23 protein-coding genes and 1 tRNA gene are annotated in these 24,189 nt (G+C 57.5%); 10 read left to right on the top strand and 14 right to left on the bottom strand.

The window, feature by feature from the left end; translation table 11 throughout:
* The first annotated feature begins 490 nt into the window (after positions 1-490).
* Positions 491-1,360 (top strand): TIR domain-containing protein, encoded by an 870-nt coding sequence (locus AC25M7_RS24575; protein ID WP_486971579.1) that lies wholly within the window; start codon positions 491-493, stop codon positions 1,358-1,360.
* 695 nt (positions 1,361-2,055) lie between these two features.
* Entirely contained in the window at positions 2,056-3,714 is a 1,659-nt protein-coding gene (locus tag AC25M7_RS24570) for an SIR2 family protein (RefSeq protein ID WP_484574119.1), read from the top strand.
* A gap of 322 nt (positions 3,715-4,036) precedes the next feature.
* Here AC25M7_RS24570 and AC25M7_RS24565 read toward each other — a convergent pair whose 3' ends face one another.
* From AC25M7_RS24565 to AC25M7_RS24510, 12 genes are all read right to left on the bottom strand, one after another.
* Entirely contained in the window at positions 4,037-5,818 is a 1,782-nt protein-coding gene (locus tag AC25M7_RS24565) for an AAA family ATPase (RefSeq protein ID WP_484574118.1), read from the bottom strand.
* Positions 5,808-6,293 carry a hypothetical protein gene (locus tag AC25M7_RS24560; RefSeq protein WP_484574117.1) on the bottom strand — a complete coding sequence of 162 codons (486 nt, stop codon included), beginning with the start codon at positions 6,291-6,293 and terminating at the stop codon, positions 5,808-5,810. Before AC25M7_RS24560 ends, AC25M7_RS24565 begins: the two co-directional genes overlap by 11 nt.
* Positions 6,290-7,444 (bottom strand): dsDNA nuclease domain-containing protein, encoded by a 1,155-nt coding sequence (locus tag AC25M7_RS24555; protein ID WP_484574116.1) that lies wholly within the window; start codon positions 7,442-7,444, stop codon positions 6,290-6,292. The genes AC25M7_RS24560 and AC25M7_RS24555 overlap by 4 nt, the downstream gene beginning before the upstream one ends.
* A gap of 636 nt (positions 7,445-8,080) precedes the next feature.
* Positions 8,081-8,935 carry a hypothetical protein gene (locus tag AC25M7_RS24550; RefSeq protein WP_486971578.1) on the bottom strand — a complete coding sequence of 285 codons (855 nt, stop codon included), beginning with the start codon at positions 8,933-8,935 and terminating at the stop codon, positions 8,081-8,083.
* 89 nt (positions 8,936-9,024) lie between these two features.
* A complete protein-coding gene (locus AC25M7_RS24545) occupies positions 9,025-11,919 on the bottom strand; it encodes a DUF927 domain-containing protein (RefSeq protein WP_486971577.1) in 2,895 nt (964 codons plus the stop codon).
* Positions 11,916-12,200 carry a DUF3077 domain-containing protein gene (locus tag AC25M7_RS24540; RefSeq protein ID WP_486971576.1) on the bottom strand — a complete coding sequence of 95 codons (285 nt, stop codon included), beginning with the start codon at positions 12,198-12,200 and terminating at the stop codon, positions 11,916-11,918. Before AC25M7_RS24540 ends, AC25M7_RS24545 begins: the two co-directional genes overlap by 4 nt.
* Before the next feature lie 824 nt (positions 12,201-13,024).
* Positions 13,025-13,357: a hypothetical protein gene (locus tag AC25M7_RS24535; RefSeq protein WP_486971575.1), complete on the bottom strand. Its 333-nt coding sequence runs from the start codon at positions 13,355-13,357 to the stop codon at positions 13,025-13,027.
* Positions 13,354-13,614 carry a helix-turn-helix transcriptional regulator gene (locus AC25M7_RS24530; protein ID WP_139668892.1) on the bottom strand — a complete coding sequence of 87 codons (261 nt, stop codon included), beginning with the start codon at positions 13,612-13,614 and terminating at the stop codon, positions 13,354-13,356. Before AC25M7_RS24530 ends, AC25M7_RS24535 begins: the two co-directional genes overlap by 4 nt.
* Positions 13,615-13,683: 69 nt before the next feature.
* Positions 13,684-14,466, bottom strand: coding sequence for a hypothetical protein (locus tag AC25M7_RS24525; RefSeq protein WP_486971574.1), 783 nt, complete (start codon positions 14,464-14,466; stop codon positions 13,684-13,686).
* A gap of 277 nt (positions 14,467-14,743) precedes the next feature.
* A complete protein-coding gene (locus tag AC25M7_RS24520; RefSeq protein WP_486971573.1) occupies positions 14,744-16,033 on the bottom strand; it encodes a tyrosine-type recombinase/integrase in 1,290 nt (429 codons plus the stop codon).
* A gap of 161 nt (positions 16,034-16,194) precedes the next feature.
* Positions 16,195-16,270, bottom strand: a tRNA-Thr gene (locus tag AC25M7_RS24515).
* A gap of 58 nt (positions 16,271-16,328) precedes the next feature.
* Entirely contained in the window at positions 16,329-16,739 is a 411-nt protein-coding gene (locus tag AC25M7_RS24510; protein WP_186599367.1) for a pilin, read from the bottom strand.
* A 227-nt stretch (positions 16,740-16,966) separates the two neighbouring features.
* On the opposite strand from AC25M7_RS24510, the gene AC25M7_RS24505 reads away from it, so the two are divergent.
* Genes AC25M7_RS24505 through yacG form a run of 4 tightly spaced genes read left to right on the top strand, consistent with a single transcriptional unit; the run spans position 16,967 to position 19,864 of the window.
* Positions 16,967-18,175, top strand: a complete 1,209-nt coding sequence (locus AC25M7_RS24505; RefSeq protein WP_486971572.1) for a type II secretion system F family protein — start codon at positions 16,967-16,969, stop codon at positions 18,173-18,175.
* A gap of 2 nt (positions 18,176-18,177) precedes the next feature.
* Positions 18,178-19,044, top strand: coding sequence for a prepilin peptidase (locus AC25M7_RS24500; protein WP_486971571.1), 867 nt, complete (start codon positions 18,178-18,180; stop codon positions 19,042-19,044).
* On the top strand, positions 19,044-19,667 hold the full coding sequence (gene coaE / locus AC25M7_RS24495) for a dephospho-CoA kinase (protein WP_232854055.1): 624 nt from the start codon (positions 19,044-19,046) through the stop codon (positions 19,665-19,667). The genes AC25M7_RS24500 and coaE overlap by 1 nt, the downstream gene beginning before the upstream one ends.
* Positions 19,664-19,864: a DNA gyrase inhibitor YacG gene (yacG, locus tag AC25M7_RS24490; protein ID WP_011535705.1), complete on the top strand. Its 201-nt coding sequence runs from the start codon at positions 19,664-19,666 to the stop codon at positions 19,862-19,864. The genes coaE and yacG overlap by 4 nt, the downstream gene beginning before the upstream one ends.
* A gap of 149 nt (positions 19,865-20,013) precedes the next feature.
* On the opposite strand, the gene AC25M7_RS24485 is transcribed toward yacG, so the two are convergent.
* The gene (locus AC25M7_RS24485) at positions 20,014-20,721 is read right to left on the bottom strand and encodes an energy-coupling factor ABC transporter permease (protein WP_088851380.1); all 708 of its coding nucleotides are present in this window, start codon (positions 20,719-20,721) and stop codon (positions 20,014-20,016) included.
* A gap of 86 nt (positions 20,722-20,807) precedes the next feature.
* Between AC25M7_RS24485 and AC25M7_RS24480 the strand changes: the two genes are divergently transcribed.
* The 4 genes from AC25M7_RS24480 (at position 20,808) to AC25M7_RS24465 (ending at position 23,610) form a co-directional block, all read left to right on the top strand.
* Positions 20,808-21,239 (top strand): hypothetical protein, encoded by a 432-nt coding sequence (locus AC25M7_RS24480; RefSeq protein ID WP_486971570.1) that lies wholly within the window; start codon positions 20,808-20,810, stop codon positions 21,237-21,239.
* Positions 21,240-21,294: 55 nt separating this feature from the next.
* Positions 21,295-21,924, top strand: a complete 630-nt coding sequence (locus AC25M7_RS24475) for a DUF1780 domain-containing protein (protein WP_069016168.1) — start codon at positions 21,295-21,297, stop codon at positions 21,922-21,924.
* A gap of 132 nt (positions 21,925-22,056) precedes the next feature.
* Positions 22,057-22,230: a DUF3094 family protein gene (locus tag AC25M7_RS24470; RefSeq protein WP_050703672.1), complete on the top strand. Its 174-nt coding sequence runs from the start codon at positions 22,057-22,059 to the stop codon at positions 22,228-22,230.
* Between the two features lie 84 nt (positions 22,231-22,314).
* Positions 22,315-23,610 (top strand): NAD(P)/FAD-dependent oxidoreductase, encoded by a 1,296-nt coding sequence (locus tag AC25M7_RS24465; RefSeq protein WP_186594159.1) that lies wholly within the window; start codon positions 22,315-22,317, stop codon positions 23,608-23,610.
* A gap of 39 nt (positions 23,611-23,649) precedes the next feature.
* Here AC25M7_RS24465 and AC25M7_RS24460 read toward each other — a convergent pair whose 3' ends face one another.
* Positions 23,650-24,186: a dihydrofolate reductase family protein gene (locus tag AC25M7_RS24460; protein WP_069016170.1), complete on the bottom strand. Its 537-nt coding sequence runs from the start codon at positions 24,184-24,186 to the stop codon at positions 23,650-23,652.
* Between the last annotated feature and the right edge of the window lie 3 nt (positions 24,187-24,189).

The following is a 24,189-nucleotide window of genomic DNA, read 5'->3' as shown; positions in this document are numbered from 1 at the left end:
GATCTTGAATTCTTCAGGGTAACGCTGACGACTCATGGCACCTCCTATTTGGGCCTCATTATGAGGCTTGGAGGTGTCTACGAAACCAGGGGCGATTCAAGATGGTCTTCTGCATACAGCAACCATGTCACAGCAGACGCGTGCAGGTTAGCTACATCTGGTCAGTGATGAGGCCTGCTGAGATAGCTAGAAACAAAACGCCCGCACTGCAAGGACTGCGGTGACTTCTGGGTGTTAGTGCGGAGACAGGAACCTAATATGATGGATCTATCCCAGTAAAAACTGGGCCACCTGACTCAAAACGACAAAACGTATCCCTAAACGTATCCCTAAACATAAATCTACTCACCCATGCATTACCTAGACCCCGATCCACCAGTTGCCAGTCCACTGGGGACAAAGACTCATGCCACTACCTTCAGCTCACGAATGCTGCGCGATTGTGTTGGATCGGATAGTGTTTTGCTCCCCCACATGGAGTCCTTATTCGATGGCCCGAACCAACCCCTCAACGAACCAAGCTTCTGCTCCCCCTATTCGTGTTCAGAACATCCAGAAAGGAATTGAGCGGTTAGGTGAACGCATCAATGAGCTTCAAGCTTTCGATCTGAGTAGCCTTCGCCAGGGTCCAACCGCTGCGCTTAAAGGGTTAGAGGTGTCGATCAGACAGACCCTAGAGCGGTGTTTTGGTGAGAGTTCTACGACTTACAGGGACTTAGAAAGTGCTGCCGTTCTCTCGTGGCGACCAGGTATTGTCAGGAGAGGCGCGCCGTCTCCAGACTATGAAGGTCGGATGAGAAAAAACTTCGAACGGTCTATAGCGCTACTCACCCAAGGCCAGCGGTCGCTCGAGGAAGACTTAGCCGACTACCAGCAGGAAGAGGCCGCTCTCCTTTCAGACCATAGCGCACCGACAGCGCTGTCCAGACAAGTTTTTGTAGTCCACGGCCACGACGATGGTTCTCGCGAGATGGTAGCCCGCTTCCTAGAGAGAATCGGCTTTGACGCCATCATCTTGCATGAGCAGGCCAACCAAGGCCGGACCGTGATCGAGAAGGTGGAGAGGTACGGTGGGGTGGGATTTGCTGTAGTACTTCTCACCCCCGATGATGAGGGTTGCGTCAAAGGTGGTACACCCTCACCCCGTGCTCGCCAGAACGTGATTTTGGAGCTTGGGTATTTCATTGGTCGCCTGGGACGGGGAAGGGTCTGTGCTTTGAAGCGGGGATCGTTGGAAATTCCTAGCGACTATGCGGGTGTAGTGTATGAATCGCTTGAGGGAAACTGGAAGCAGGCCCTCGGAAGGGAGCTCGAAGAGGCAGGGTATGAGTTAGATTGGAATAAAGTCATGCGTGCATGACCGAGCCCAGCCGGCAACCTCACAAGCTATCGGACGGCCTCAGCATCTGGGGCCCTAACCGAAACGTTACCGAAGGTGCAAAGATCAGCTTGCCTGTTCGAGAAACTGCACATTCTCACTGAGTTTACCTTGTTAACCAGTTCACTAACCTGGCCAACCTTCCGCTAATAAAAAGCCGCGGGTTTCCTGCCCCGTATCTAGTCACATCTCTCAGGGTCCCCGGCGGCGCCGAGGGTCGGGAAGTGAGACCTTGCTTCAGCCGCTGAAGGCACGAGCAAATAGGGGGCTTGGGGTCGCTAGATAACCGCCATTCTAGGAGTCGTGTAACAGGTGTACTGGGTGTAACGACGGCACACAACCCATTGATCTTAAAGGCTTAAAAGGTGTACACCTTGATGTACTCGCTCTGCTCTGATTAGTGTAACAACAGATCTGGTGTAACCATGGCTGTCCGCTATCGACCCATAGCGGCCACCGCCGATAGACTGTCGCTGCGGCAATCAAGTAGTCTCTCCCGCAAGCTCGCTGCTGAAGCTCATTAAGCAGCTCGGCTTGTCCCCATGTCACATTTCACTATGAGGCTGTTGCAGTTTTCGAGACCATCCTCAAGATGAACATGGACTTATCAAGCGACAAGGAACGTTATGCTGTGCCAATGTCGCTAAATAGCAGTCACCTTCTCAAGGACCCCTCCTGTGCCGGACTACCTTGGTCACTTTCCAGAGCCATTTCTCGAAGACATGGTACAAGGCCGCTGCCTCCCATTTGTCGGGGCCGGCTTTTCGCTTAATGCCAAAATCCCCAAGGGCAAAAAAATGCTCGATTGGGATGGATTAGGGAAGAGGGTGGCCTCAGCTCTGCCCGAATACCAGTATACATCTGCGGTTGAGGCGCTATCCGCTTACTCGCATGAGTTCACTCGGGTGAAGCTAGTCGAGCTACTTTCATCGGCGCTACTCATAACAACGATCCAGCCAGCAAAGACCCACGAGGAGTTCTGCAAGATCCCTTTCGAGCGCGTAGTAACTACCAACTTCGATTTTTTACTAGAACAGGCGTATGCGAGAATTAGCAAATACTGCATCCCTCTAATTTCAGAGGACCAACTTGCAGTAGGCGACTCTCAAGCTGGAGTCAGGCTGCTGAAACTCCACGGCGACCTCCACCATCCCAATCGATTGGTCGTTACAGAAGAAGATTACGACGCGTTCGTCACAAGTCTTCCCTTACTTGCGACCCACCTCTCAAGCCTCCTGATAGATCACACCGCGCTTTTCATCGGCTACAGTCTCGATGACCCTGATTTTCGACAAATTTGGCAAGTCGTCAGGGAACGGCTGGGAGCACTCCGGCGACCGGCTTACGTGCTTCAGGTTGGAGCACCTGCGCATGCCGTTGCGCGTTATGAGCGGCGCGGTGTAAAGGTGATCAACCTTCCGAAGACACCAAATCGTTCGTATGGAGAGATCTTGGAAATCGTGTTCCGTGAGCTTCGGGAATACTGGTCCTCGAAGGTTATCTCCCTTAGCATGGCCACAGAACCAGAGCCGCAAGCTGAGTTGTCACTTCCCTCAAGTGCTCAGAGCCGCCTTGCGTTCTTTTCCGTCCCAACTCGGTACGCCGCAGTTTATAAGGCGCGCATATACCCGATTGCCGAGCGATACGGATTCAGCCCCATCATGGCTACCGATGTGGCCACTCCGGGCGACAGTCTCATGGCCAAGGTGTACGCCCTCATTGAGCGTTCTGCAATCGTTGTGGCTGACCTCAGTTCACAAAACACCATGTTTGAAGTAGGTATGGCAATTTCTCAAGAGGGCTTGGCAAAACCTCTGATTTTGATTGCCGAAGATCAATCGACTTTGCCTTTTGATGTCGCTAATCACCAAGTCATAAGACGTCCTAGGTCGCTGGACGAAGAGGCTTCTAACTTCATCAAGGCTATTGAGACTGCATTTGCCGAAGCGTTCTCTCGGATCTCACCTTCACTTGAAGATGAGCCAAATCGACTCTTGCAAAAGAAGGAATATCGTGCAGCGGTCATTGCCGCATTTTCACTTCTCGAGCATGATCTTCGACAGCTATTTGAGCTATCTGGTCTTGACCTCTTTGCCTCTCGATCAACTCTCAGCATGATGCTGGAATACGCGAAAAAGGAAGAAGTATTTACGGCTCAGGAGTTTCGGAGCATCCGGTCTCACATGATTGTCAGAAACCGAATTACCCATTCTCGTGTTGAAATACCGGCGGCGCAGGCTAAGACTATTGTCCGAGAAATTACGGAGGCAACGGCGAAACTTCGAGATGCGAACCTGACTCGCAGGTCCGGCGTTTCGACACAGATTTTACCGTAAGTCAATTCTTCGAAAACGTTAAGTCATGCCCGGCTGTCCTAACCTCCGGCCCGCAGCGTAGGGCAGCTATGGGGCGGAAGCGAACCTTAACGATCGGCAGCCATCGACCCAAAGCTGCCGGTATCGAATGGCAGCAATCGGCCAAAAGCAGCCATTTAACAACTACAAAATAACGGGCAATTCAAGGTCGCGCCTGAACTACTGTCTTCATAAAGAACAACCTGGCCAATAAAGCGAAGAAACTGAACCAACGCTGTCATGGAGTACCTTGTACAATGAAAGGGATTGGCCGTACCGCTGGAGCGGTTCGGAGCACTGAAGCCTATGATTCAAGGATATCATTGAAATATCCGAGGTACATTGGTTGTTCAAAACCACCGAACTTTGGAAGCCATTCTTCATCCGTCGCTGGGTCGATCTCGAAGCGGTAGCTGGTAGTCGAGAAGATAATCTGAGCATTATTTTTTAAAGCCACTACTTTGAGCTCTTTGATATACGCATCCAGGTCCTCCGAGTGAATCTCCTGCTGCCGAGGGGTATCGAATATCAATGTTCGGAAGGGCGAGGCTGGATTGTCGGTGCAGATTTCAAATAGCGCAGCGTGGAATGCAAGCACCGTACGAGCCTTGGAGCTTCCTTTGATGATCCCAAGCTTCTCTGAGCCAAGAATTGGCTTCAGATCACTGTCGATCTGGATCTCTCTGGAGATGTTCTTGGAGTTGAGGATGTCGAGCCAACGGGCCATTTTCTCGGCTAACGCGAGCTTAAATCGCATTACATCCGGAGATTGCTCTCTGGTTTTTCCGAGAGACTCTAGCTCGTTTTGAACCGCCTCTCGCCGATTCAGCAGTTCGAGGTGCTTACCTTCTTGGCTCTTGTATTTCTGCTGTTGACCTTTTTCGAGCTCTAACTCGAAAAGTTCGGAGGCGATTTTACTGATCGCCTCAATGAACATTTCAATCCCTGCTTCGCGCTCTGCAATCCCTCTCTTCGCGGAAAGATCAGCAATTTGTGCTTCAAGCCAAGTCATCTTGGTCTGTAGGGCTTCGGCCTGCTGTATATTCGCGACGGTCACGGCTTCCAGGTCTTTCAGCTGGTCTTTGAGATAGAGCAAACTTTTGCCATACGAGTCAGAGCTTACGAGAAACATCCCGCACGAGGGGGTTGTGCATATTTCGCTAAAAGAAATGAATGCACGACGAGCCTGCTCATTCAAATCCAAGGTCTCGATTTCGCTTTCGATCTCATCTCGTATTTGAGACGAACTGCGAATTCTCGACTCTAGGGTTATATGCTGCGAGGCTATCTCCCGGTGCTGGCGACGAAGATCGGCAATCAAGAAGTCGAAGCTGTTTAATGTCTCGCTTTTAATATCCTTGGTCGTCTTCAACTCATCAAGACGAGCTTTGAGTGAGGTAATATCACGCTCAATATCTGCTTCAAGTCGTGGAGCGGCTGGGAGGTCTTGCCGGAGCCTTTCCATGAGCTTACGGCTATCTGTGATAGTCTTATCCAGGTAGTCGAGCTCTTTTTTGAGATTAATCGTCTTTTTGGCCGCGTCGAATGAGCTTCTGGCAGGGAGGCCCACGGCCAAGCGAATCATTTCGGAATACTGAGCTTTGATAAAGCTATGTCGCGGCGGAACGTAGTAGTCGGAATAACCGGTGTCTTGGTCTAAATAAAATAGTGGAAGTATCGCCGAGAAATACGGAATTGTAGCGGTGTCACTATTGGTAGTCAGTCGCTCAGACCTTAGTTTCAAGATGCCCAGCATGAACCTTGAAAAGTCTTCATCGTTATAGAAGCGATCTATAGTTCTGCCATCGCTGCTAATGGTGATATCGTATCTCTCTCCTACCTTCCGCTCAAAGGAAAGTAAGTTCGCATCTATATTTACTCGCAGGACGACCTTTCCAGTATTCCGAATAATGTCTTCACGAAACTGGACGTCTAATCCGAGGCAAAACATGATGGATTGGATTAGAGGTGTTTTCCCACTACCATTAAGGGCATATAGCTGAGTAACAGATTTACCAAACTTCAGCTCTTGAGAGCCCCATCCACCACCATGGCTTGCAAAGAACTGCAGGGATTCAAATTTCATCTAGTTTGGCCTCGATGTCACGCTCTTTACAGATGTTTCTATATGATCTTTTTATGGTTAATAGCGCCACGCAAAGGTGGCTTTCTTCACTCATAACTTTGTCTATGAATTTTTTGCCAGACTCTGCCGCATCGATCCGAGAGTTATGTTTGTTAACGACGACCATCCCGGCATCTTCCAAGAACGTCAGCGCCTTAATTGTTCTTACTCTTAAATTTGCAGACCAACCTAGTTCTTGCGCTGACCCCTTAAAACTGGCAATGCTCTGTTCAAAACACTGCCCAACCAGCATGCCAATGTCGTTACGTTTGGGTTTTGCTTGGCTACGCGCGAGTAAAATTATTGTCAGTGCGATTAATGGGATATGAAACAAAGTCTCATTGCCCAAAACGTCAGACCTGTTTCTTGGTGAGTACGAGAAATTAAGACTTTGGGACTCAGCGCTTGCTGCAGCCACAGCCTCACGAAAATTCATGAAGACTCTCCTTTCACTATTTCAGACAGTACCGCTCCAAAAACCAGCTCTTCAGTTAGGTCATTGCGATTTAATAGCGTGCGAAGATTAACTGTTAGCTTGACGACAGCGCCTGTAATCGTCTTCATGTCTATTTTGCCGACAGCCAGGTTATCTGTCAGACTTGTTATTTCATCCATCAGCTCAAGTAGTTTTAGCTCCTGGATTGTGTGCCTATTAACTCGATACCAAGTTTCCCACTGCGACTTGAAATTTGCAAATGAGTTAAGCGTTTCTTCTTTATAGTTGTTCCGCTTTAATACGCGTTGAAGAATTGAAACACTTTTAATAGCGTTCGGATCGCCGCCATTTCTTAGGAGATAATAGGCCGGGCGAGAAATGGCAAGAATATCGAGCATGTCATCGAGCGTCACACTCGCTTTATCATTGAGCATATTCTCGGTCATGCTGTCATTTATTTCCTCTGATGACTTGCTTTCTATTAGCGATAGAAGCTGAATAATCAGAAGCCTAACTTCCTTCGGAGTAAGATTGATTTCACTGTACTTGTAAATCTGACCATGTGCGCTTGAAACGAAGTTATCGTCGTCCTCGTTTAAGATTTGCTGGCGAGGTACTAGCTTTAGGTGCGACAGGAAGGCGAGAACTTCCTTATCGGTCTTTGTTGCCAGACTTGGTACAAGATTTTTAGTTTCAGTTATGAGCGTTGCCGTGTGTTTGGATACAACACTGCCGGATTGTGCATCGTTGATCAACCCTTCGACATCATCGTCGAAGTTGATGTTCGTTAAGATGACGAGAGAGTGACAGGCGTCACCGAAGTTATCTGCATGCAACAACATCTTGCCCGCAAAACTGTTAGGTAAATCGTGGCCGTTTTTTTTGGTTTTTTTGATGCCAAATATCTCTAGGATATTATAAAGATGGTTCTGCTTAGTCTTTGTTTTGACCTGCACGAAGCGGTAGTAAATCTCCCCGCCATCCACAAACTTGACCACGTAATCTTCATGGTAGTCGCAAAAGACTCGCTCAATGGCGCAGTCTTCGAGGAGTGCTAAACATTCAAGGCTTGCCGCTTTGAATTGGGCCTTAAATCGGTGAATGGTATCTCTACCGTTCAACTCGCGAGCCTTAACTTCATGAAGTCTCATATATAGCGCTCAGCACTCGTTGTCGGGTTGGAACCGGCTATTCTGAACGGTTGAGAAGCGCTGCAATTGCGTGCCCCCCAAACGGTTCGACGGCACACATGGCATTTAGTGAGGTGAGGGGCGTGTACGGGTGTGATCGCGGTAGCAACAAGCTGCCGGGCTTGAGTAGCGCGATGTCGTGAGCGCAGATATTCACGATTAGCTTCCATTGCTAAGGCCCTTGGGGCTGATATTCTTTCAGTTAGTGCATCATATGCGGCTTATTGCCATCAGTAAACGATCCTGAGCTACCTAGGTTGTTGCGCACAACCTCCTCACTCTGGGTGATAGATGATTATGTTGCCTTGCACTTGGAAAGACACCGCAGCCCCTGATCGTATCGGCGTGCTGGTCGCCATTAGGGATCGGGTTAGGTGTTTTGTCAGACGTACCTTTCTGCCCCGCCCTGAAAGGCTGCTGCTGGCCGATTGCGGCCTTCCGGAAAGGGACGTTTTTGGTCCTTATCGGGCACTAGTGAACAGAATATGTCGACCTAAACTGGCCATCCACTAGCTTGTCGCAGCCGCCTTTTGGATTAGATGACACGTAGGAGCACCTCAACCATAAAACAGCCCGCATCTGCGGGCTGTGTCGGGATTACGCTTCCAGCAGGTCTGCTAGGGTGACGCCTTTAGAGCGGTCTAGCACATCATCTCTCTGGAGCTCTCTAGCTGAAGGACCGAAACCAGGAATCGATAACCTTGATAACGCCATGCCAGCAACACCGCGATGACGATTGGCGGCCAGGATCCGAGCCCCCACGACCGCAAGCTTCTCAGCCAAGTGATTCCACTCATCACCGAGAGCTATCTCGGTAGCAGCCAAAGCTGCACTCTGCGCCTCGTGCCCTTGTTTCTGAGCATGTGCGATCTGTGCGTCGAGCGAGTCAATCTCTGCCTGCAAAGCAGTCGTCAACAGTTCTTGGCGCCTTGCGTGTTCATCCGCCTCAACGAGCTGGTTACTTGCTTTCTGCATCTCGGTGTTTGCCGCCTTTTCACCTTTGCTGTCACCAGAAGCGATACTTCGTGCATACAGGTTTGCCGCGTCCAGCTCGGCCTGTCGAGCCGCGTCAAGCGCCAACTCCATATCTTTCTGAATTGCTTGGAGGCGTCCAAAGAGGAGCCTGCGCTTCCCCTCCAAGATGGAGATCGCGCGAGTTGAATCAGACATGAGCTGGCGGGCTTGTGTCTTGCTTTCCTCGGCATTTTCGAGGCGCTCACGATAATCTATCTCGTTGTCGAGCTTCTCCAGTTCCGCAGAAATGCTACGGACGCGACACTCATCAGCAGAAATCTTTTCCGCGGCTGCGGTAGCCTCAGGGCTACCTACACAATTGCCGTTGCGCCAAGCATTCGGCATGTCTCGCCAAGCGGAGAGTTGACCTGGAATACTGGCCTCAAGCGCATCACGTTCAGCAATCAGTTCATCTCGCTGTTTTTTGAGTTCATTCATAATCGATACCTAAAAATGGGATTGTGTTGTGACCGGGGCTGGCAAGACCACTCGCTGCCATCGCTACCTCATGGATTAGAGGTGGTGGTTCAAGCGGCCTGCGCTTCGTTCTCAGCCGGTTCAGGGATCGTCACAACGACATAGCAGCGCTGTAGTCCGAGCCCAGGTAGACGCACGGAGGTGGAGGCCTTGCCATCTTTGCCCGGCTCCAGCACTCGACGCCGCAGTAGCTCTTTATTCACTGCATTGAGGTTCATGCCTCGGAAGATCTCAGAGCGCCAAGCTTCGGGGAGTACGTAATAGGTCGTCGTCGTGTGCGCCGTGTCACCCATACCGTGCTCCATCGACTTACGGAAACCGAGTCGATCAAGGGTGCGTGGACCATGTTCATCGACCTTGGCAGCCGCAGATTCCCAACGCGTAAAGCGGCTTTCTCCAAACCTCTCGATCACTTGGCGGAGGCGGGCAAGAACTGCATCGCCCTCCATGTTCCCGGCGCCGCCTCTCTCAGCCAACCAAGCCTTCAGGCATACGCGGGCAGAGTCGAGAGCTAAGCCATCCGGCCACCCGGTAACGCCAAGGGCGGTGGCCAACTCTCCAGCCGCTGCTGCCAACCCAAAGCGAGTAGCCGCTCGCTGAGCCTGTCCGCTCGCAGTGACTGGTAGTGCCTCTGCAGTAAAGCGCTCCACTGTACTGCGGACCATGGCTATATAGGCGCGTAGTTTGACCGGGTCGCACAGGGCCGACAGGAATGCCAGTGCAGGTGATCCGTAGGACTTGGTCACACGGGCTTTCAGCGCATCCGAAAGCGCAGCGGCATCTTCAAAACCATGCAGCTCCTCAAACAACCCCAGTCCTTTTCCGGCATCAGCCGGCACGGCTAATAGCCGTACTTCCATACCCGCTTTCAAATCCTTGTTTGCTTCGGCCATGTGCTGCGCAAGGGTCTTTTCCCCCGTGGAAAGGAACAGCAGTCGCCATTCTTGTACCTGGCGCCCGCTCATCCCACGGTCATTCGCCCGGGCTTTGCCTGTGCCGTTGCCAAGCATGTAGACCGTCTCCCCGATGATCCGTGGATCGCACATCCCGATTTCATCAAGCACCAGAAGGCCGTCGGAGTGTGCCGCCGCGATACTCTCCAGCGCGTTATCGGTAGAACGCCAGGACCGCACCAGGCGTGGCCCTCCCCAAACCGAAGCGGCCACCTGTAAATGGGTGGTCTTCCCGCCCGAGCTGTCGCCGTAGAGGTGGAAGCCGCCTGATTCATGGCCAAGTAAGTGCAGCACCGCTCCAGCAAAAGCTACGCACACGACGAACGTCAGGCGGTTGTTCCCCACGCACAAAGTACCGATTTGCTGTTGCCACTGCTCTAGTGTTCCAACTTGGGTAATGGGTGGAAGCTGGGCGCCGGCTTCATAAAAGTGCAGGTATTCCGTGCTGGCACCGATCTGCCGATCCGGCACTAGGTAAGCATCCCCATGCCAGCCCAGACGAGTGACCAAGCGAGCGCGCTCGGAGCCGTCATAGCCTTGCAAGTAGCTCTGCAGGTCGTTACGCGAATTGCGAGCGGTACGCACGGGCGCCAGGCGCAGTCCCATATCGACCAGTGGCGCAAGCACCTCTTTGCCAAAGTCACCCGCCATCGCCCTGGCCGGAATGTTGAGGCGTTTGCTGGCCCCATCCGGGTCATCAAACTCCACCAGCAGGCCCCAGCCGTGGCCCTTTTCGTCTCGGGTGCGAGCCAATATCTCTAGCCGTGAACAAACCGGGCGTGCTTCGCCATCCTCACCGACATAGAACACCCCATCCTTGGTGACACGGAAGCCGCTCGGGACCGGGGCGGTTTTCTTCTCGGGTTGCCGCTTGGCCTGGCCAGTGGTCTTGCTCTGCTTGGTGGGGGTGGGTGTGGCGGCAGGTACGAGGGCGAACAGCTCCCCGGTGCGCTGCAGCTCTGCCAAGTGTTGAGCAGTCCAGCCTTTGGATTGGGCATCCGCCGCATCGTCACCGTCGCCCCACTCACCGCCTAGGGCGAAAGTGGGGCGCTCACCGTCCATACCAGGGAGTTGCCCGAACACCGCCAAGGCTACCGTTCGTACCGTGGCTGCTCCGAGCTTTCGCAGGTGATCCGCCAAGGCATCCATGCACTTCAAGCCTGGAGCGTCGTTGTCTGGCCACAGCAATACGTCACGCCCGACTAGCGCCGCGAAATCAGCCTTCTGCCAAGAGTTCGTCCCGTTAGGCCAGCAGGTGGCAACATGCTCGGGCAACAGATCGGCAGCGGCATCAGCGGCCTTCTCACCCTCGCACAATACGACTGGTGCCGAGAGACGTTTAGCCAGGTCATCAAGGCGCAGGAGGGGGCGTGGCTCCGATAAGCCCTGCCAGCGCCAGGCCAGCGAGCCGTTAGCAGAGTTTTTACACCAGGTGAGGGGTGCGAAGACTTTGCGCGCCGCGCCGCTCTCATCCGGCCCAAGGTCAAAACGGTACAGCACCATAAGTGGCTGACCGTTGGCGTCACGATAAATCCAAACCTTGGAAGGTTTACCGTGCTGCCGGTGCGCTTGCAGCACCTTCTGCATTGCCTGCTCAGGAATGGGCGACACAGGCACCCACTCTGGCTTTTTGGCTTGGCCAGTGGGTGGTGTGACGTTGGTGCTATTTGTTGCCTCGACACCGAGGAAAGCCGCCAGCTTGTTGCAAGCTTCCACATCGGTGCCGCGATCAAGGTAGCGCACCAAGTCGATCAAATCGCCGCCTTTGTCACCGGTGGCGAAGTCGCACCAGGTAGCTTTGGCCAGATTCACCTTGAGCGATCCTGAATGCTTGTCAGCTCGGGTTGGGTTGGGAGCGGTGTATTCCTTGCCGCCGTCTACACGCTTGCCATTGGGAAGCCAGTGGGCTAGCACGCGATCAATCGCCACTAGGGAAGCCGCTTTGACCTGGGCAAAGGTCGGATGTCGCGAATTGGGGGTAGTCCTGCTCATGCTTGGCCACCCTCGGCAATCTGAATCCCAGTGGTCACATCATCGACAAGCGCCTTAGCCTGCTCGCCCAGATAGTGTGCCGCCCACACCAGAGCATTGTTGTCTTCGCTTACGCCAGCCAACTGGGTCAGTTTGTTTACGCAGCTCATGAGCACCGACGCCTGCTCCAAAGCTTCCTCGCCGGAAACACCAGGGCACACCTTGAAGAGCGGTTGATTCAACGAGTTGTGCTTTGAGAAGGTGCCCCCACCTACGGTATTGACCTGAAAGTGCCCGTTCATTTCCGGCCCCCTTCCGCGACATGAGAGGTCGAGTCATCGGCATGCACGACTAGGGTACGAATCTGCTCTAGCGTTCCGCGCACATCCCACAGGGCGCCGAGGATCACACTATTAGCGAGGCGTTGCCCGTGCTCACTCTCAAACTGATCCTCTACCAAGCACAGCACTGCTTGGGCTCGCTCAATGGCGCAGGTGAGCGCATCAATCGGGACGCCTACTGGCGCATTTGCTGTGATGCATAGCAGGTCTTCTGGCTGAGAAAAGTGCTGTGTTGGATTGGTCATTGGGCACCCCCGTTTGCTTCCAGGGCGCGAGCACGGGCCATCGCAGCGTTGTAACGCGCCAAGCGGACGGAGAGGGACGAGTCGGCGTGCAGTGCCGCAATGGCACGGGCCTTCAGGGCAGCAATGTGGTTCTGGAGGGCAGACGGATTGAGGGCGTGCATGGGCGGAGCTCCTTGATTTGAGGAGCTGCCACTGATCGTCGCCAAACGATTTAGGGTGGCAGCTGTGCGCAGGTTGGCGAACCGGGAATCAAGGAACCCGGCAGACCCGAAGGTCTCCCACGCACAGCCGCCATAACACGGGAATGCGGGCACAAAAAAAGCGCCAGCATTCGTGATAGGGGCGCTTGTGCGCCTTGATTTCGTCGGGTCGCCAAACCCGGTCGCTGAATTTGCAGCGACCTGCGAAGAGTAACGTGTGAGCCGACGAGGCGCAAGCTGATAGGTGCGGGCAGGTTGCATGGCTCTGGGCCATGGCATAGAGTAGGCGGGCAAAGTGAATATCCTCAGACGCCCTCGGTTGCAGCCGGGGGCGTTCTCGTTAGTGGGCGGCGGCCGGGCGGCGCTCAAGCTTGAGCCAGGTGAGATTGCGGCCCTGCCGCGCCTTCTCATACATCTGCCCTAGTGCATCGGGATTGGCGAGCACGTTGGGAACCAACTGCGCCGCATCTCGAATCGTCACGTCGCCAGGCGTCTCGATAGCCAGTAGCCCCCAATCGAGAGTCGGCCAAATCAGCAGCAGTACGTGCGCCCCTTTGGCCAGCGCTTCGTCCCGCAGTTTTTGCAAGCGCACCAACCGCCCATGTGTTGGAGCCTTTTGACCCAGTTCGTCGATTGCATCGAGCGCTGCGTGAGGGAGGAAAATGGGAGTCATGCCGCCACCTTGTCACGCGCAGCGATGCGAGCGCGCGTCCAGGCCTGAACCTCAGATAAAACCCAGGCCACGGGAGCGCCGCGAGCGGTGCTGTCAGTGAGCTTCACAGGCTGAGGAAAGGTGCTTTCAGGTTGGCTCATCAGCTTGTAGATCGTTGGGCGTGCAAGCCCCACGAGCTCTACAACTTCTTTCATGCGAATGAGCCTGGCCGGCTGATCGATTGCAGAGCCGCCCAGCGGTGCGGGTTGGAGTGTCATAGCTGTATCCCTGTATTGGTTTTACAGGGCGGAGCCTATGCAGGGGCTACCTAGCTGAGAAGGTTCACTTTACTTTTTGCTTAGTGAACTGGGAGGGCCATAACCCAGCCAAGGAATGCGCTTTAGAATTGCCCCCATCTGAACCTTCGATAGCGACGCCCCTGTTTCGCGCTCCTGCCAGGCACGTAGCTTGCTGTTCAGATTGTGCATGGCTGTTCCTGCGTTGATGAGTTCCAGCGCTTTCGCTTCTATGGATTGATCACGGCTCTCCAAGCCTTCCCGGCGCCGAGCAACCCCACTCAACACCCCGTCGATTTTGGTGTCCGCATGCCTCGACGCTGCGTTGGCCAACTCGCCTATCTCACAGCATGCTGCGTTTTCATCAGGTTCCAGCCAGGCGCTAGCACCTGGCACGTAGTCCTCAATGCAGCAAAGGTGCATCTGATAGTACTCAAGGGCGGGTATCTCTTGACCTTGTGTAATCAAGTGTTCGGCCAAGCCGCATAAAGCGTGGATAGCATTTGCCAACGCGAAAGCAGCAATAACTTGCACATCTGTCGCCGTTACGAGCCCGGTATAGTTCCGGAACTGGGCTACAAGTTGCCTGGCCCCGTAGTGAGAAATCACCTGGTAGATCGCGTCATTATATTGCAGTGCAGCATTGCTCAGCTCTGCGCCGACTTCCTCCGGGAGCCAGTGGCGGCAGCGCTCCATGATGTTCAGTACGGCATCAACCTCTGAAGCGTAACCACTGAAGATTGGAAGGCGCTTCAGATGCTCCCTGATGGTGCTGGATTCGGTCCGGGTCGGATGGATGGCCAGCCCATCAATGGACAAAGAGTCAGGCTGCATCAACATTCCCCCACGCCCCGGCAGTTTGCGCCGAACCCGCGATTTTCTTTGACCTGAGAGAGCATGCGCATAGGCCAGCAGGCGGGCGAGGGGCTTTTGGCGTTACACGGGACCGCGAGGTTACACCGGATGTACGAAATTATTTTGGTCGGTGTTACGTGCCTAATCCCCAATGATTTCAGCGTCTTGGCCTGATCCGTTACACGGGTTACACCTCGTACACCGGCTTTTGATGGGACAAGCATTGTCATGCCCTCCACCATCATCTCAGTCTGCTTCATGGATGGAGGGACCTCCCATGGGCAAAATCATAGGGAGTAATTGCATCCCTGCGATTAGCATCCAGGTAGTCGGCCCACCACTGCACCATAAGTCTCCGCTCTTGTAAGTGCTCAGCCTTGTGGATGTAGGCGGCACGCACCGTGTTTCTCTCTTGGTGGCTCATTTGCCGCTCGACCGCGTCTTTACTCCAAAGTCCAGACTCAACCAGCGCAGAACAGGCCATTGTCCGAAAACCATGGCCGCATACCTCTGCTTTGGTGTCATACCCCATTCGTCGCAGTGCTTTGTTCACAGTGTTCTCGCTCATGGGCTTCCAGTGATTGTGGTCACCCGCAAACACCAGATCGAAACGACCAGTGAGGTTACGAACTTTCTCCAGCACCTCTACAGCCTGTCGGCTGAGCGGCACCAAGTGTGGCGTGCTCATCTTGGAGCCTCGATGGGAGTTCTTCACACCCTCAATAGCCACCCTTTCGCCAGGGATTTCCCACATCAGCCTCCCCATATCTATCTCTCCCCAGCGAGCGAAGCGGAGCTCGCTGGAGCGGATGAACACCAACATGGTCAACTGCACCGCGAGCTTGGTCAGGCCGCGCCCGCTGTCGGCATCTATCCGCTGGAGAAGCTCAGGTAAGCGCTCGAATGGCAAAGCAGGCCGGTGCGCTGTTTTGCGGGTAGCCGTGGCGCCTTGCAGATCGATCGCAGGGTTGAAATCTAGATGGCCATGCTGAACCGCCATACGAAGGATGCCCGTCATGTACTGGCGTAGGCGTGCAGCCGTATCCAAGGTATCCCGCTTTTCCGCCGCTTTCAGCGGAACAAGCAGATCCCGTGTTTTCAGCTCCGCGACCGGACGATCACCGAGAGTGGGCAACAGGTGGGATTCAATGCGTCGCCAAACGGTGGAGGCATGACCAGGTGTCCACTTACGAGCGCAGGCCGCATGCCATTCCTTTGCAAGCAAACGGAAGGTATTCGCCCGGGCATTGACCGCTTCCTGTTTGTCCAAGCGCGCCTGCTCGATGGGGTCTTTCCCAGCAGCAAGGAGTTCAAGTGCCTGAGCGCGTCGCTCCCGGGCCGCTTTCAAGCCGAGCGCCGGATAGTTGCCAAACGTAGCTAAACCATCACGGCCATCAGGTTTGGTGTACTTCATACGCCAAGTCTTGACGCCTGACGGCTTCACCAGCAGGTATAGGCCTTTGCCATCGAACAGCTTGTAGTCCTTCTCCCGAGGCTTGGCCGCATCACATTTGGGATCGGTGAGAGGCACCACTGTGCGCGCCATAGGGATACGTTTCCTTGTCGAACCGAGATATCCCTAACCATATCCCTAAATCGCGTAGATGCCCAGAGACAAAACGAGACAGGCAGAAACAACAAAGCCCGCGCTAGGCGGGCTTTGCGGGGTGTTTCGTAGACAGTCATAGACTTCTGGAAACTGGTCTCTGGTGCCGGAGACAGGAATCGAACCTGCGACCTTCGCGTTACGAGTGCGCTGCTCTACCGACTGAGCTACACCGGCGTGTTGCGCAACGTATCATTGCCGTGCTCGTTACGCAAACCCCTGTTTCACCTCACTTTCACGGCGCCTTGCAGCCATTCGGCGCGAGGTCTTCCTCCACCGTGGTCACGCATGTCCACCCGGCTTGGGTGCGAGCCAGGGTCACGGTCTTGCCCAGTACATTGGCCGGTGCGTCGGCCAGGGTGCAGGCGATGCTGGCGGTGCCGTCGGCCGCCGTGCCGCTGGCGGTGATCGCGCAATGGGCGGTGGCGGGCTGGCCGCCGAGGCTGGCGACGTCGGGCACGTCCTTGCCTTCATTCAGGCGGATGTCCATCGGCGTTTTCAGCGCGGAGATTTCCAGCAGCGCCGCGGCGGCTTTGGCGCGGGCCTGGTGGTTGGTGTACATGGGGATGGCGATGGTCGCCAGGATGCCGATGATCGCGACGACGATCATCAGTTCGATCAGGGTGATACCTCGTTGCCCTTTCATGAACGGTCTTCCTTCGTAATACATGGAGGCGCGGTCGGCGCATGTTCATCTTTTCGGCGCCCCGGCCGGCAGGCGCGCAGTAGGCCTGAACCGACACCTTTTGTCACCCCTGCACGGCAGGGCGTCATCTTCGCTGAACTACTCTAGTGAGCGTCATGGAAACGCGCCCGGCCTCGGGCCCGGCAAGCTGTTACGGGGCTTGTCGCCGCACTGCAAAGGACCTTCGCATGCCACCGTCTACCCGCCTCTACGCCTGGGAGGGCATCGATGCCTCCGGCGCTCGTCAACACGGCCAGCAACCGGGGCGCAGCCCGGCGTTCGTGCAAGCCTGGCTGCAACGCCAGGGCATCCGGGCCACGCGGGTGAGGTTGGCGGGTGGGTTGCAGTGGCGTTGGCCGCAGCGGGCGGGCAAGGCGGATGCGCCGGGGTTCAGCCGGCAGCTGGCGACCTTGCTGACGGCGGGGGTGCCGTTGTTGCAGGCGTTCGAAGTGATGGCGCGCAGCACGGTGGACAGTGGCATGGCGGCGTTGCTGGCGCGATTGAAACAGGATGTGGCGGCGGGGCTTGGGCTGGCGGAGGCGTTGCAGCGTCACCCGGCGTGGTTCGATGCGCTGTACTGCAACCTGGTGCGGGTGGGCGAGCAGTCGGGCACGCTGGACCGGCAGCTGGAGCAGATGGCGGGCATGCTGGAGAAGCGCCAGGCGCTGCGGCAGAAGGTGCGCAAGGCGATGCTGTACCCGGCGCTGTTGCTGCTGACCGGGCTGGGGGTGGCGGCGTTGTTGTTGCTGGAGGTGGTGCCGCGCTTTCAGGGGCTGTTCGCCAGTTTCGACAAGGCGCTGCCTGCGTTCACCCAGTGGGTGATCGATTTATCCACAGGGCTGGGCAATCACGTGGGGTGGCTGGTGCTGTTGATAACTGTGTTGGGGGTTGGCGGGCGGGAGGTTTATCGACGGCACTTGCCGGCGCGCCTGTGGATGGTGCGCTGGGGGCTGCGGGTGCCGGTGGTTGGCACCTTGCTCGGGCAGGCAGCGTTGGCGCGGTTTGCGCGCAGCCTGGCGACTTCTTATACCGCAGGCGTGACGTTGCTGGATGCGCTGGCAACGGTGGCGCCGGTCAGTGGCAACTGCCTGCATGAGCGGGCGATCCTGGCGTTGCGCCAGGGCGTGGCCAATGGGGCCAGCCTGCAACAGGCGATGGAGGGGGACGGGCTGTTTCCGCCGCTGCTGCGCCAGCTGGTGGCGGTCGGCGAAGCCAGCGGCACCCTCGACACCATGCTGGACAAGGCCGCGCTACATTACGAAGAGCAGGTCAGCCAGGCGCTGGAGCAGTTGACCACGCTGCTGGAGCCGGCCATCGTGCTGATCCTCGGGCTGCTGGTGGGGGGCCTTGTCGTGGCGATGTACTTGCCGATCTTCCAGTTGGGTAGCCTGATCTGAATATGAATGCCTGGGCCGTCGTCATCGATCATCCGCCGTTCTTTTATGCCCTGGCCGCAGTGCTGGGGTTGCTGGTGGGCAGTTTTCTCAATGTGCTGGCGTACCGGCTGCCGCTGATGCTCGAGCGCCAGTGGCAGCGCGAGGCGCAGGAGGTGCTGGGGCTGCCACAGGCCGAGCACGAGCGTTTCGACCTGTGTTTGCCGGCGTCGCGTTGCCCTCACTGCCAGCGCCCGATCCGGGCGTGGGAAAACATTCCAGTGTTGAGTTACCTGGCCTTGCGCGGGCGTTGCTCGGGGTGCAAGGCGCGGATCAGTGTGCGTTATCCACTGGTGGAGCTGGCCACCGCCCTGCTGTCGCTGCTGGTGGCGTGGCATTTCGGGCCGGGCGTGAAAGCGCTGGCGGTGATGCTGCTGACCTGGGGCCTGATCAGCTTGAGCCTGATCGATGCCGAGCACCAGTTGCTGCCGGATGTGCTGGTGCTGCCGCTGTTGTGGCTGGGGCTGGTGGTCAACGCCTTCGGGTTGCTGGTGCCGCTGGCCGATGCGGTGTGGGGCGCGGTGGCAGGTTACCTGAGCCTGTGGACGGTGTACTGGGTGTTCAAGCTGGTGACCGGCAAGGAGGGCATGGGCTTTGGCGACTTCAAGCTGCTGGCCATGCTCGGGGCCTGGGGCGGTTGGCAGGTTTTGCCGCTGACCTTGATGCTGGCCTCGCTGGTGGGGGCGTTGATCGGGCTGGCGCTGGTACGGTTGAAACGTACGCAAATGGGCGCTGCATTGCCTTTCGGGCCTTATCTGGCCATTGCGGGGTGGATCGCATTGCTCTGGGGTGATGAAATAGTCGCTTCTTACCTGCAACTGCTTGGAACCTGATGAGCACAGCGCCTTTCACCCCCTGGATTCTCGGCCTGACCGGCGGCATCGGCAGCGGCAAGAGCGCCGCCGCCGAGCGTTTCGTCGAGCTGGGCGTGCACCTGGTCGATGCCGACCAGGCCGCGCGCTGGGTTGTCGAGCCGGGGCGCCCTGCCCTGGCCAGCATCGTCGAACGCTTCGGCCCAGGCGTATTGCTCGAGGATGGCCAGCTCGACCGTGGCGCCCTGCGCCAGCAGATCTTCGCCGATCCTGCGCAGCGGCAATGGCTGGAGCAACTGCTGCACCCGCTGATCGGCCAGGAGATCTTCAGCTACCTGGCCAAGGCCGAGACGCCCTATGCGGTGTATGTGTCGCCGCTGTTGATCGAGTCGGGGCAGTTCAGCAAGACCCAGCGCATCTTGGTGATCGATGCGCCGACCGAGTTGCAGGTGCAGCGCACCTTGCAGCGGGACAACACCCATCCTGAGCAGGTGCAGGCGATTCTCAAGGCCCAGTTGGCCCGGGAAGAGCGCCTGCGCCATGCCGATGACGTGGTGGTCAATGATCGTGACCTGCAATCGCTGCACGACGAGATCGACCGCCTGCACCACTTTTACCTGACTTTGCGAGGAGGCCAGCCATGAGCCAGCCGATGACCGTTGATTGCCCGACCTGTGGGGCGCCTGTGGAATGGGGGGAGAAGAGCCCGTTCCGGCCGTTCTGCTCGGACCGCTGCAAGCTGATCGACCTGGGGGCCTGGGCGGCCGAGGAGCATAAGATCGCGGGGGCCGAAGAGTCCGAGGATGAGCTGTATTCGGGGGATCTGGAGCCGCGGCATTGAGGTAGGCGTTTTTAGAACGCTGATAGGTTCGACGTTGTTGGGGCCGCTTTGCGGCCCTTTCGCGACAAAAGGCCGCTCCTACAAGTGATCGCATTCCCCTGTGAGCGGCCTTGTGTCGCGAAAGGGCTGCAGAGCAGCCCCAGAAAGCATCACCGCTCTTCATCCTTCCACGGCGCCTGCAAATAGCGAGTGCGGTTGAACGTCTCCAGCCACTCGGGGCAGAACACCACCAGGGCACTGATCACAGTGCCGTTGATGAACGCCTCGGGGAACATCATCAACCACAGGTAACCAACAAAGTCGCTGAGCCACTCGGGCATGGCGAACCGCTCGTCCATCCACAACACCCCCAGCCCGGCCGCCAGGCACACCAGCACGGTCAGCGCAGCGGGGAAAAAACCGCAACAGAAAATATACACAAACAGGTTACGCGGCTGGGCGCGCTCGACCAGGATCGCGCACACCTCGGTGACCAGCACCGGCAAGCCGACGATCAGCAGGCCGTTTACACCGATGGCGGCAAGGTCCTGGCGGCCGAGCAGCAACAGGCCAAGCTGGGCGAGGAAGCCGCCGAGCACCGCCAGCGGCCAATCCAGCAGCAGGGTCACGGCGGTCATGCCGATGAAGTGATACGACACGCCGGTGTCGAAATCGCGCCGCACCAGCCACAACACAAACAGGCAGAACACCGTGCCGAACAGCAGGTGCTGGCGGCGGGTATCGGTAAACAGCTCCACCCAGCGCGTGCGGCTGGCGGCCCAGACCAGCAGGGGCACGTAACCGAGCCAGCCAAGGGTGAGGCTGGTGCTGGACAAGACCTGTGCGCTGATCACCTGAACAATATCCCTGTCGGCCATGTGGACAAGCCTGAGTCTACACCCATTCTCCCTTTCGTCCGGTTGCTATAGGCTGACACCTCCTTTCACTGCAAGACGCATCCCCGATGACTGAAGGCATCAACCTGCCCTTGCTGCTGGGCGCGCTGTTCAGCGCCACCGCGGGGATACTGCACCTGATGGTCATTGCCGTGGGGCCGCGCTGGTACCGCCTGTTCGGCGCGGGCGAGCGCATGGCCCGGGCCGCCGAACAAGGGCGCGCCTACCCTGTCCTGGTCACCGTGGCGATCGCGACGGTGCTGCTGATCTGGGCCGCCTACGCGCTGTCGGCAGCTGGCGTGATCGCGCCCTTGCCGTTGCTGATGCCGATCATCTGCCTCATTACCCTGGTGTACCTGGCCCGTGGCCTGCTGGGCCCGTTGTTGCTGGCCGGCACCGGACGCAGCCGGCGTTTCATCGCGGTCAGTTCGGCGATCTGCCTGGGCGGCGGGTTGCTGCATTTGCTCGGCGTGTTCCAGCAATGGCTGGTGCTGGGCTGATTCCCACGCACAAACAGCATCTTACCGTCATCAATTAGCGACTAAGCTTGTCCCCATGGATGACTCAGACTACCTGCGCCTGCTTACCATCCAGGCCGAACAAGCCAATGCGTTCCTATCCAATGCCCGCAAATGGGAGCGCGAGCGTTGGGTCTGCCAGCGCCTGCTGCAAGGGCTGAACATTCCCTACCGCAGCGAGGACTTCACCCCGGCCGGGCAGGAGCCGCCGGATGTGCTGTTCCGCGACGCGGCATTCGAAGTGTTCTTCGTGCTCGACGAGGGCCGCCGGCTCAACGATGAATGGCGCGAGGAGCTGCAACGGCGGCGCAGCGCGTTTTCCCTGGCCCAGCTTGTACGTCGCGAGCAGCGGCCCCGAAGGATCAGCGCCCAGGAACTGCTGGCGCGCCTGGCGCCAACGCTGCGCAAGAAATCACACAACTACCGCGAACGCGGGCTGGACCTGGGCGATCTGGACATCATCGCCTTCGCCAGCCTCAAGCGCGAAGTGCTCGACCTCAACAGCCATTTCCCGCCGCCCACCGAGTACCTGCGCCAGGGTTGGCGCTCGCTGTCGCTGGTGGGGCCGACCTTCGCCCGGGTGCTGTTCGCCCATCCGGACGCGCCGGATTTCCTGCGCGGCAACCTGGGGCGCAGCATCGTGTTCGACGTAGGCATCAGTCTTTGATCCAGTGCCGGGTGTGTTTGCGTTCACGTACACTCGGCGCCAGGGATAGAAAGCATTATCATTCGATCCATGCGTTTGCGTGAACGCTGTGGCGTACACGCAGTCACAAACGTCTATCTGACGAGGCCCACCATGACCAGCCGCCTGAATCCCGAAGATCAGCGTCGCGTCGATGAGTATCTGAGTGCCCCCCAGCATCAAGTCGAGCGCAGGCCTTTCCGGCCGTTGCTGCTCCTGTTGCTGGTGGTGGCCGTGACCATCGGTCTGGGCCTGTTGAGCCGCCTGCTGAGTGGACTGGTGCTATGAGCTGCCTTGCGCTCGCCCGCCCCTCGTGCCGGATGCGGCCGGACCTTGTGTCCACGAATTCCGTAAAACTTGTGAGATATCCCCATGACTCATCGCATCGTGATTGTCGGCGGCGGCGCCGGCGGCCTGGAACTGGCGACCCGCCTGGGTAAAAGCCTGGGCAAGCGCAAACAGGCCGAGATCACCCTGGTTGATGCCAACCTGACACACATCTGGAAGCCCCTGCTGCACGAAGTGGCGGCCGGCTCGCTGAACTCCTCGGAAGACGAACTGAACTACGTGGCCCAGGCCAAGTGGAACCACTTCAACTTCCAGATGGGCCGCATGAGCGGCCTGGACCGCGAAAGCAAGCAGATCCAGCTGGCCGCGACCCTCGACGACGAGGGCCGTGAGCTGCTGCCTGCGCGCACCCTCGGCTACGACACCCTGGTGATCGCCGTGGGCAGCAACACCAACGACTTCGGCACCTTGGGCGCGGCGCAGCACTGCCTGTTCCTCGACAGCCGCAAGCAGGCCGAGCGCTTCCACCAGCAGCTGCTCAACCACTACCTGCGTGCCCACGCGGGCGACGTGGCCAGCGAGCAGATCAGCGTGGCCATCGTCGGCGCCGGCGCCACCGGTGTTGAGCTGGCGGCCGAGCTGCACAACGCGGCCCATGAGCTGGCAGCCTACGGCCTGGACAAGATCCAGCCCAAAGACATGCACATCACTATCATCGAAGCGGGCCCGCGGGTGCTGCCGGCGCTGCCGGAGCGCATCAGCGTGCCGGTGCACAAGACCCTGGAAAAACTCGGGGTGACGGTGATGACCAACGCCGCGGTCAGCGAAGTGACCGCCGATGGCCTGAAGACCGCCTCGGGCGAAGTGATCCAGGCCAGCTTGAAGGTCTGGGCGGCAGGCATTCGCGCGCCGGGCTTCCTCAAGGACATCGATGGCCTGGAGACCAACCGCATCAACCAGCTGGTGGTGCGCCCGACCTTGCAGACTACCCTGGACGACAACATCTTCGCCTTCGGCGACTGCGCCGCCTGCCCGCAACCGGGCAGCGACCGCAATGTGCCGCCAAGGGCCCAGGCCGCGCACCAGCAGGCCTCGCTGCTGGCCAAGAGCCTCAAGCTGCGCCTGGAGAACAAGGCGCTGCCGACCTACGAGTACAAGGACTACGGCTCGCTGGTGTCACTGTCGCGCTTCTCGGCTGTGGGTAACTTGATGGGCAACCTGATGGGCAGCGTGAAGCTGGAAGGCTGGCTGGCGCGGATGTTCTATGTGTCGCTGTATCGTATGCACCAGATGGCGCTGTACGGGACCTTCCGCACCTTGATGCTGATGCTGGGCAGCAAGATTGGCCGGGGCACCGAGCCGCGTCTGAAGCTGCACTGAGGCTTCAAGATCCTGGGGCTGCAGTGCAGCCCCAGCGATTCAACGCACCACGCGATACGTGCTCTGCACAAACCCGCTCTCGTAGCTGGTCGTCCTCATGTGCTGCAACAGCACATCCTTCGCCAACACGCCGAACAACGGTATCCCCTGCCCCAGCAGCACGGGAATGCGGGTGATGGTCAGCTCGTCCACCAACCCCTCGCGCAAGAACCCCTGGATCAGCTTGCCGCCATCCAGGTACAGGCTTTTCGCGCCCGTGGCCTGCAGGTGCTCGAGCAACGCCGGGATCGGCCCCGGGTGCAGCTCGACGCGCTCTGGCACACCTCTGGGCAGCGCCTCGAGGGTACTGCTGACCACCACCACCCGGGTATCCGGATACGGCCACTCGCCAAAGGTCATGACCTTGTCGAACGTCCCGCGCCCCATCACCAGCGTATCGACACCCGCCATGAACCCGGCATAGCCATGGTCGTCAGCGGACTGGGTAGCGCCCATCAGCCAGTCGAGGCCGCCGTCTTCGCGGGCGATGTAGCCGTCCAGGCTGGTGGCGATGAAAACACTGGCTTTGAGTGGCATGCG

This window comes from Pseudomonas sp. P106(2024) (assembly GCF_057480815.1).
This window is presented reverse-complemented; position numbering and strand designations above follow the sequence as displayed.